9 protein-coding genes are annotated in these 8,832 nt (G+C 67.5%); 5 read left to right on the top strand and 4 right to left on the bottom strand.

The features are described from left to right. The 4 genes from VFL64_RS12640 to xoxF all read right to left on the bottom strand — a co-directional run. On the bottom strand, nucleotides 1-500 hold a 500-nt coding region (locus tag VFL64_RS12640), incomplete at its 3' end, for a hypothetical protein (RefSeq protein WP_489540733.1). A gap of 19 nt (nucleotides 501-519) precedes the next feature. Continuing rightward, on the bottom strand, nucleotides 520-1,368 hold the full coding sequence (locus tag VFL64_RS12645) for a substrate-binding domain-containing protein (RefSeq protein ID WP_489540740.1): 849 nt from the start codon (nucleotides 1,366-1,368) through the stop codon (nucleotides 520-522). A gap of 44 nt (nucleotides 1,369-1,412) precedes the next feature. Next, on the bottom strand, nucleotides 1,413-1,799 hold the full coding sequence (locus VFL64_RS12650) for a c-type cytochrome (protein WP_489540734.1): 387 nt from the start codon (nucleotides 1,797-1,799) through the stop codon (nucleotides 1,413-1,415). Between the two features lie 102 nt (nucleotides 1,800-1,901). Then, nucleotides 1,902-3,722, bottom strand: coding sequence for a PQQ-dependent ethylene glycol dehydrogenase XoxF (xoxF, locus tag VFL64_RS12655; protein ID WP_489540735.1), 1,821 nt, complete (start codon nucleotides 3,720-3,722; stop codon nucleotides 1,902-1,904). Between the two features lie 519 nt (nucleotides 3,723-4,241). On the opposite strand from xoxF, the gene VFL64_RS12660 reads away from it, so the two are divergent. The 5 genes from VFL64_RS12660 to VFL64_RS12680 all read left to right on the top strand — a co-directional run. Then, entirely contained in the window at nucleotides 4,242-4,982 is a 741-nt protein-coding gene (locus VFL64_RS12660; RefSeq protein ID WP_489540736.1) for an ABC transporter ATP-binding protein, read from the top strand. Between the two features lie 28 nt (nucleotides 4,983-5,010). Then, nucleotides 5,011-5,985: a PQQ-dependent catabolism-associated beta-propeller protein gene (locus VFL64_RS12665; protein ID WP_489540737.1), complete on the top strand. Its 975-nt coding sequence runs from the start codon at nucleotides 5,011-5,013 to the stop codon at nucleotides 5,983-5,985. A 10-nt stretch (nucleotides 5,986-5,995) separates the two neighbouring features. Then, entirely contained in the window at nucleotides 5,996-7,153 is a 1,158-nt protein-coding gene (locus VFL64_RS12670) for an ABC transporter substrate-binding protein (protein ID WP_489540738.1), read from the top strand. A 44-nt stretch (nucleotides 7,154-7,197) separates the two neighbouring features. After that, the gene (locus VFL64_RS12675) at nucleotides 7,198-8,085 is read left to right on the top strand and encodes an ABC transporter permease (protein ID WP_489540741.1); all 888 of its coding nucleotides are present in this window, start codon (nucleotides 7,198-7,200) and stop codon (nucleotides 8,083-8,085) included. Next, nucleotides 8,082-8,832: tripartite tricarboxylate transporter substrate binding protein (locus VFL64_RS12680; protein ID WP_489540739.1), on the top strand; the 751-nt coding region annotated here is incomplete at its 3' end. The genes VFL64_RS12675 and VFL64_RS12680, both read left to right, overlap by 4 nt.

Below are 8,832 nucleotides of genomic sequence, written 5' to 3' on the forward strand. Positions count from 1 at the left end.
TTGGGGTCGTCGAGGTAGGGCCGGAACACGATCTCCTGTCCGGCGACGGTGCGGCCCTGGTAGCGGAACGAGGCCGGCGCGACGGTCGCGCCCTGGTACACCGCCATGCGGATGCGCTTGCGGAAGGAGTTCTCCGGGCCCTTGGTGAGCCGGTGCATCTCGCGGATGTCGTGCTCCAGGAAGTACAGGATCACCGGGTTGGCCTGCGCCTTGTCGATGGCGGGCAGCGAGAGCTGGCGCGCGCCGCTCAAAAAGGCCGCCGTGGCCGCGCAGCAGCGGCCGTCGGCCTGCTTGCTCAGCATCACCGCCACACTGTCGTCGAAACCCGTCTCCAGGCTGCCGGCCTTGCGGAAGCTGTAGCGCAGCGTCGAGGGCGGCCGCGTGTTGCCCAGGTGATCGGCCATGAAGATGGCCTGCTCGGCCGGCGAGTAGTCCTGCGCGGCGAAGGCCGCTGCCGGCAGCGCGAGCGCTGCGGCCGCCAGCCAGGCCATCAGGGTCATGCGCAAGACGCCGAACACCTTACTTCGCCGGCTGCTCTCTCGCCGGTTCCTTGTAGGCGAAGGAATCGTCGACGACGGGCACGCCGTAGTCTTTCAAGATGGCCTGGATCGCCGGCTTCTGCGACTCGATCAGGCCTTCGATCTTCTGCTTCCATTCGCGCTCGCCGTAGCGCACGCCCATGGCCATCTCGTAGTCGAAGCGAACGCCGTGTTCCGACTTCAGCGGCACCACCGTCAGCTTCGGCTGCTTGACGCGCTGCGCGAAGTAGCCCGCGATCGGGCCCCACACGATGGCCACGTCGATCTTGCCGGCCGCGAGGTCCTTCTCGATGATCTCGCCCGGGTACTGCTGCGGGTCGGGGTTGAGGATGGGGTAGGGCACGCCGCGGTCAGTCAGGCGGTGCACGCTCAGCCATTCCGAGGCGGGCGAGCGGTCGTACACGCCGATGCGCAGCTTGTCCAGGCGGGCCGGGTCGAGCTTCAGGAAGTCGTCACCCGAGCGCACCCCGTCCAGGCCCTGGCCCTGCGGGAACACCAGCGCGTAGGTCGAGCGGTAGTAGGGCTTGGTGACCGACACCTGGTCGTAGCCGACCGGCACGCCCATCACGATGTCGCAGGGGTAGTCCTGCCCTGGCAGCTTGTAGCGCAAGGTGTTGCGGATGAAGGCCATGCGCTGCGGGAAGGAGTAGTACTCCACCGGCAGCCCCATGGCCTTGCCGAAGACCTCGGCGATGCGGTTCTCGATGCCCGCGCCCTGCTGGTTGGAGAAGGGCAGGTTGTTCGGGTCCTGGCACACGCGCAGCGCCTTGCGCTCGGGTGGCTTGTCGGCGTCCTGCGCCTGGGCCGATGAGAAGACCGCAGCGCCCATGAAGGCGAGCGCGGCGATCCGGCGCCACGGAGGCAGGGTGTTGTTCATTTGGCGGGTTCGACCTTGGCGCGCGTGATGGCGCCGTCGGAACGGCCCTTCAGGTAGGCGTAGAGGTCGTTGATGTGTTCCTTGACCTGCGGGCTTTCACCGAAGCTCGGCATGCCCTTGGGCAAGCGGCCTTCGGTGACGGTCTTGACGAACTCTTCCTTGCTCAGGGTCTTGAGGCTGGCAATCAGCGACGGGCCGACCATGCCTTCCTGGTTGGCGCCGTGGCAGCGGTCGCAGGCCGCGGCGCGCCAGGTGCGGAAGCCGTCCATCGTCTTGGCGTCGACCTTGTAGCCATCGACCACCGTGTAGAGCTTGTCTTGGGCGTGGGCGCTTGCGGCAGCGGCACACACCAGCACGGAGAAGAGAAACTGCTTTGACTTCATTGAACCATCCGAAATGAAGGAGCGGGATGGCATCCGCGCGGTGCCATCCCGTCTGCCCGGTTTGACTTGGGTCTGCTTCGTCTTAGGTTTGCTGCGGGCCGCTTAGTTCGGCAGGGCAAACACCGTCAACGAACCACCCAGCTCCGTGTACTGGGCCAGTTCACGGTAGCCACCCACGGCACCCAGGCCGTCCTGGTCCTTCTCCAGGCCTGCCGCCATGCCGATGCCGGCCCAGCCGCCGATGCCCGAGAACACGCCCAGGTACTGCTTGCCCTTGTGCTCATAGGTGAACACGTTGCCGATGATCCCGGAAGGCGTCTTGAACTTGAACAACTCCTTGTTGATGTCGTTCTTGTCCACGCACTTCAGGTAGCCCTCGAGCGTGCCGTAGCAGCTGATGCCACCGGCCGTGTTGAGCGAGCCGCTCCAGACCGAGAACTTCTCGGCCTTGCTCTGCACGATCTTGCCGGTGCCGGCGTCCCAGGTGATGTAGTTGCCCATGCCGCCGTGGCTGCCCGGGGCCGGGAACATCGACAGCGTGGCGCCGACGTACGGCTGCCCGGCGGTGTACTCGACCTTGAACGGCTCGTAGTCCATGCAGACGTGGTTGGTCGGCACGTAGAAGAGCTTGGTCTCGGGGTCGAAGCCGGCGGGCTGCTGGTCCTTGCTGCCGAGTGCGGCCGGGCAGATGCCCTTGGTGTTGACGTCAGGCCCGTTCTGCGCCGTCGAGTACTTGGCGACGACCTGCGGGCGGCCGGTCTTCATGTCGACGTGGGTGGCCCAGTTGACCTTGGGGTCGTACTTCTCGGCCACCAGCAGTGCGCCGGTCACGCGGTCGAGCGTGTAGCCGAAGCCGTTGCGGTCGAAGTGCACCAGCGCCTTGGTCGGCTTGCCCTTGACGTTGATGTCGGCCAGGATCATCTCGTTGATGCCGTCGAAGTCCCACTCGTCGAACGGTGTCATCTGGTAGACCCACTTGGCCACGCCGGTGTCCACGTCACGCGCGAAGATGGTCATCGACCACTTGTTGTCGCCCGGCCGCTGGCTCGGGTTCCAGGTCGACGGGTTGCCCGTGCCGTAGTACATCAGGTTGGTGGCCTTGTCGTAGCTGTACCAGCCCCAGGTGGTGCCGCCGCCGGTCTTCCACTGGTCGCCCTTCCAGGTCTTGAGCGACGAGTCCTTGCCCACCGGTGCCATGGCGCCGTTGGTCCAGGTCATGGTCTTGTCGGGGTCGATCAGCATCTCGGCGTCGGGGCCGGTGCTGTAGCCCTTCCAGGCGAGCTTGCCGTCCTTCAGGTTGTAGGCCGCGATGAAGCCGCGCACGCCCCACTCGCCGCCGCTGATGCCGGTGAAGACCTTGTCCTTGAAGACGTGCGGCGCGTTGGTGTTGACGGCGCCGAGCTTCGGGTCGCCGTTCTTCACGCTCCACACCACCTTGCCGCTCTTGGCATCCAGCGCGACCAGCATGCTGTCGGCCTGCTGCAGGATGACCTTGCCTTCGGCATAGGCCAGGCCGCGGTTGACCGTGTCGCAGCACATCTGCGGGATCACCGCCGGGTCTTGCTTGGGCTCGTACTTCCAGAGGATCTTCTGGCTGTCGAGGTCGATCGCGAAGACCTTGTTGGGGAAGGGCGAGTGCAGGTACATGGTGCCGTCGATCACGAGCGGCGAGCCCTCGTGGCCGCGCAGCACGCCGGTCGAGAAGGTCCATGCGACCTGCATCTTGCCGACGTTGCCCTTGTTGATCTGCTTCAACTGGCTGTAGCGCTGGTTGTACATGTCACCCGCCTGCATTGCCCAGTTCTTGGAATTGGCAATGTTTTTCTCTACGTCCGCATTGGCCAGCGCCAAGGCTGGCAGAGCGAGAAGCGCCAACCCCAAATGACGCCACATGCGCCCATTGGAATGCCCGGAATTTCTCATCGATGTCTCCTGTTATGAAGTGACCAGAGTCCGGTCGCGAAGAACAACAATCTGAGACCACCAACCCAGCGACCCACAGAGCTCGGCGGAGCGCCTAACCGCATGTTCTGTGCCTGTTGTGGGCCACCGGCTTCATCGAACGCGCGTGCACTGCACAAGCAGAACGGATCGCAGCGAACGCGGTCAGAGGGAAGCGGCGGCATGCGCTCCGCGCCCGGCGACGCGGTCCTGGTGGGTGTGCATCCCGTCGAGCGCAGGGAACACCCTGAGAGGGAAAACCCACATTTCGCTCCAGGCTTGCAACGGGCGGTGTGCCGTAGTTGAAATGGCGCTGACACCTTGCGCCGAATTCGTGGCACACACGTTCGGCACAGAGTGTTTCAGCGTCGCGTGCCTTGAAGAGAAAGCAAGCGGGCAAGCCATGAAACGCGCTGGGGCCACCGTCGCACAAACTCGTGTGGGCCCGGCGATTGCTGTGTTCAACGTCCTGCCGACAAGCCTCCAGACTTTGCCGACACCATGACCCTTGCTGCCCGCTCTTCGACCCTGCTGCGAACCTCGGGCCTGACCAAGCGCTACGGCGAACGGGTGGCGCTCAAGTCGCTGTCGCTGGAGCTGGGTGCGGGCCAGTTCGTGGCACTGCTGGGCCCCAATGGCGCGGGCAAGTCCACCCTGTTCCAGCTGCTGACGGGGCTGTTCGCGGCGGACGAAGGCGAGGTCGAGGTGGCGGGCCATTCGCTGCGGCGTGCGGCGGCCTCGGCCTTGCGGCAGATCGGCGTCGTGTTCCAGCAGATCTCGCTCGACCTCGACCTGAGCATCCGCCGCAACCTGCTGTTCCAGGCCGACCTGCACGGCCTGCCGCGGCGCGTGGCGCGCGAGCGCATCGAAGCGGGCTGCGCGCGCCTGGGCCTGGGCGGCGAGCTGGATCGCAAGGTGCGTGAGCTCTCGGGCGGCAACCGCCGCAAGGTCGAGCTGGTGCGCGCCGGCCTGCACCAGCCCGCGGTGATGCTGATGGACGAAGCCACCGTGGGCCTGGACCCGAAGTCGCGCAAGGATCTGCTGGCCGCGCTGCGCAGCGACGTGCAGGAGCGCGGCGTGTGCGTGCTGTGGGCCACCCACTGGGTCGAGGAGGCGATGGCCGCCGACCGGGTGCTGGTGCTGCACCAGGGCAGCCTGCTGGCCGACGGCTCGCCCGACGAGGTGACGCGTGCGCTCGGCCAGCCCACGCTGGAGGCGGGCTTCATTGCCCGCACCGCCTGATGTCGATCACAACGGGAAAGAGAGACGCATGAACTTCAGCAGCAAAGCCCGCCTCGGCCTGGCCCTCGGCCTCGCCACCGTGTGTGCCGCCGTCTCGGCGCAGGGCACGGCCTACGTGTCGAGCGAGAAGGATGATGCACTCACGATGATCGACCTGGCCACGCTGACGGTGAAAGGCACCGTGCCCACCTGCAAGCGCGGCCGCCACATCCAGATCACGCCCGATCGCAAGATCATGGTGGCCTGCACCGACTCCAACGCGGCCGATGTCATCGACCCGGCGACGGGCAAGTCGCTGCGGCGCATTCCGTTGGGAGACGAGCCCGAGGCCTTCGACCTGTCGCCCGACGGCAAGACCATCTACGTCTCCAACGAAGACGAGGCCGAGGCCAGCTTCATCGACGCCGCCACCGGCAAGACCCTGCAGTCGATCAAGGTCGGGCAGGAGCCCGAGGGTGTGAAGGTCAGCGCCGACGGCAAGACGCTGTACGTCACCTCCGAGGTGGCCAGCCTGGTGCACGTGATCGACGTGGCCACCGCCAAGATCACCAAGAACGTGAAAGTCGGCAAGCGGCCGCGCCGCATGGCGATCACGCCCGACGGCCGCGAGCTGTGGGTCACCAACGAGCTCGATGCGAGCGTGAGCATCGTGGCCACCGCCACGCACACCGTGGTCGGCACGCTCAAGTTCGAGGTGAAGGGCGCGCGCGCGCAAGACATCACGCCGGTGGGCATCCAGATGACGCGCGACGGCAAGCGCGCCTTCGTGGCGCTGGGCAAGGCCAACCACGTGGCCTTCGTCGACGTGGCCGCGCGCAAGGTCACGAACCTCGTGCTGGTCGGCAAGCGGGCCTGGAACGTGGCGCTCGACAAGGCCGAGGCGAGGCTCTTCGTCGTCAACGGCCTGAGCGACGACGTGACCGTGGTCGACGTGGCGGGCGCCAAGGCCATCAAGAGCATCCCCGTCGGCCGCGTGCCGTACGGCGTGGCGATTCTTGAATGAGAGCCGTCGAATGAAATTCTCAAGCGCGTGGGCCGCCCTGATGCTTTGCGCCGTTGCCGCATCGACCCAGGCTGCCACGCTCAAGGCCACGCTGATCCTGCCGGCCGATGACGCACGGCTGGAGCGCACGCGGCTGGAGCGCGCCTACCTCGGCCACACTGGCGGCCCCGCCAGCGACGGGCTGCAGGTGGCGCTCGACGAAGGCAAGTTCGAGCTCGAAGCCGCCGGCGCCGCCAACACGCTGAACGTGGTGAACGCGGCCACGCCCGAGGCCGCGCGTGCCGCCGCCGTGGCCGCCGAGAAGGCCGGCGCCGGCGTGTTGCTCACCGACCTTGGCACCGATGCCACGCTGGCCGTGGCCGATGCCGTCAAGCTGCCGGTGCTCAACCTCGGCGACAGCGCCGACCGCCTGCGCCAGCAGGACTGCCGCGCGCGCCTCTTTCACCTGATCCCCAGCGAGCGCATGCGTGCCGACGCCCTGGCGCAGACGCTGGTGTCGCGCAAGTGGAGCAAGCTCTTGCTGCTGGTCGGCAACAGCCCGCAAGACCAGCTGCGCGCCGCCACGGCGCAGGCCTCGATCAAACGCTACGGCCTGCAGCTGGTGGCCACCAAGCCCTACAAGCTCTCGGCCGACCCGCGCGAGCGCGACCTCGCCAACCCCTTGCTGCTGACCGCGGGGGCCACCTACGACGCGGTGTGGGTGGTCGACAGCGACGGCGAGTTCGCGCGCAGCCTGCCCTACCGCACCGTGCTGCCGCGGCCGGTGGTGGGCGACGCCGGCCTGGTGGCGCTGGCCTGGCATGCGCAGTTCGAGCGCTACGGCGCGCCGCAGGTGTCGCGCCGCTTCGCCAAGGCCACCAGGCGGCCGATGACCGACCACGACTGGGCGGCCTGGATGGGCGGCAAGGCGCTGATCGCCATCGCCACCGTCGAGCCCAAGGGGCCGAATGCGGCTTGGGCCCAGGCGCTCGCCAAGACGCCGGTCGATGGCTCGAAGGGAGGCGCCCTGAGCTTTCGCAGATGGGACGGGCAGCTGCGCCAGTCGATGCTGCTCACCGATGGCCAAGGGGTGATCTCGCAGGCGCCGATCGAAGGGCTGCTGCATCCCACCGACGTGCTCGACACCTTGGGCGCCGACGCCCCGGAGAAGCTATGCAAAGCCCGGTAGACGACCCCTCGCCCGGCGAGTACGCCGAGCGATCCCCCGAGGGGATGCCGGCTGGCTTGGGGCGGCCCGGCGCTCAGCCGGCTCCGTCTGCGCAGGTCGCCCGCCATGGCGTTGCGCACGCCCTGCAGGCCTTGCAAGCCATCGTCGTGCGCGAGCTGTTCAAGTTCTCGCAGCAGACCGGCCGCCTCGTCTCCGCCCTCGTTCGCCCGCTGCTGTGGCTGGCGGTGTTCGCGGCGGGCTTTCGCAACGTGTTCGGCGTGGCCATCGTCGAGCCCTACGACACCTACATCCCCTACGACGTCTACATCGCCCCCGGCCTGATCGGCATGGTGTTGCTGTTCAACGGCATGCAGTCCTCGCTGGCCATGGTCTACGACCGCGAGATGGGGCTGATGCGCCTGCTGCTCACCGCGCCGTTGCCGCGCTCGTGGCTGCTGTTCAGCAAGCTGTGCGCGACGGCACTCCTGTCGGTGCTGCAGGCGCTGGCCTTCGTGGTGGTGGCGATGTTGCTGGGCACCGAGCTGCCGCTTCTGTCCTGGTCCGGCCTGCATGCTTTGCTCGCGCTGGTGTGCGGCGCGCTGATGCTGGGCGCGCTGGGCCTGCTGCTGTCGGTGCACATCAAGCAGCTGGAGAACTTTGCCGGCACGATGAACTTCGTCATCTTCCCGATGTACTTCCTGTCCACGGCGCTCTACCCGCTGTGGAAGCTGCAGGAGTCGGGCGCCGAGTGGGTGTACCAGCTGGCCCGCTTCAACCCGTTCACGCACGCGGTGGAGTGGATCCGCTTCGCGCTCTACGGCAAAGACCCGGGCGCGGCGCCCTGGGTGGTGCTGGGCTGCCTGCTGGTCTTCTTTGTGGTGGCGTGCTGGGGCTATGACCCGCAGCGGGGTTTCGGTGGCCTCGCCAAGCGTGGTCCCGGGGGAGGGCCATGACGACCCGCCGCAACTTCCTCGGTGCGACCGCCGCAGTCGGTGCGTGGCATGGCTTCGCCCGCGCGCAGAACCCCTTCCCCTCGCGCCCCATCACGCTGTGGGTGCCGTGGCCCGCTGGCGGCGCCACCGACATCTCGCTGCGCCTGCTGGCCGAGCTGGCCTCGCGCTCGCTGGGCCAGCGCGTGATCACCGAGAACCGCGGCGGCGCCGGCGGCACCATGGTCATGCCCATCCTCCAGCAGGCCGAGCCCGACGGCTACACCATCGCGCAGTTGCCGCAGCCGATCTTCCGTGCGGTGCACACGCAGAAGGTGCTGTGGGACCCGATCCGCGACGTGACGCCCATCATCCAGATCTCCGGCGTGACCTTCGGCGTGCTGGTCGGCGCGGGCAGCCGCTTCCGCAAGCTCGACGACCTCTTCGCCTATGCGCGCGAGAACCCGGGCCGCCTGAGCATCGCCACCAACGGCGTCGGCACCACGCCGCACGTGGTGCTCGAGGAGTTGTTCACCGCGCGCGGCCTGAGCTACATCCACGTGCCCTACAAGGGCACCTCGGAGCAACTGCTCGCCATCGAGTCGGGGCAGGTGATGGCCGGCGTCAACTCCACCGGCTTCGGGCCGGCGGTCGATGCGGGCCAGCTGCGCCTGCTCGTCATCTTCTCGGCGCAGCGCTCCAAACGCTGGACGCAGGTGCCCACGCTGCGCGAGCTGGGGCACGACATCGTGGCCAGCTCGCCCTACGGCC

This window comes from Rhizobacter sp. (genome assembly GCF_035702065.1).
Lineage (GTDB): Bacteria > Pseudomonadota > Gammaproteobacteria > Burkholderiales > Burkholderiaceae_C > Rhizobacter.

What these genes read in the sequence shown, in the direction of transcription:
- VFL64_RS12645 (WP_489540740.1), bottom strand. Translation starts at nt 1,368, where the DNA reads ATGGGCGCTGCGGTCTTCTCATCGGCCCAGGCGCAGGACGCCGACAAG.
- VFL64_RS12650 (WP_489540734.1), bottom strand. Translation starts at nt 1,799, where the DNA reads ATGAAGTCAAAGCAGTTTCTCTTCTCCGTGCTGGTGTGTGCCGCTGCC.
- xoxF (WP_489540735.1), bottom strand. Translation starts at nt 3,722, where the DNA reads ATGAGAAATTCCGGGCATTCCAATGGGCGCATGTGGCGTCATTTGGGG.
- VFL64_RS12660 (WP_489540736.1), top strand. Translation starts at nt 4,242, where the DNA reads ATGACCCTTGCTGCCCGCTCTTCGACCCTGCTGCGAACCTCGGGCCTG.
- VFL64_RS12665 (WP_489540737.1), top strand. Translation starts at nt 5,011, where the DNA reads ATGAACTTCAGCAGCAAAGCCCGCCTCGGCCTGGCCCTCGGCCTCGCC.
- VFL64_RS12670 (WP_489540738.1), top strand. Translation starts at nt 5,996, where the DNA reads ATGAAATTCTCAAGCGCGTGGGCCGCCCTGATGCTTTGCGCCGTTGCC.
- VFL64_RS12675 (WP_489540741.1), top strand. Translation starts at nt 7,198, where the DNA reads ATGCCGGCTGGCTTGGGGCGGCCCGGCGCTCAGCCGGCTCCGTCTGCG.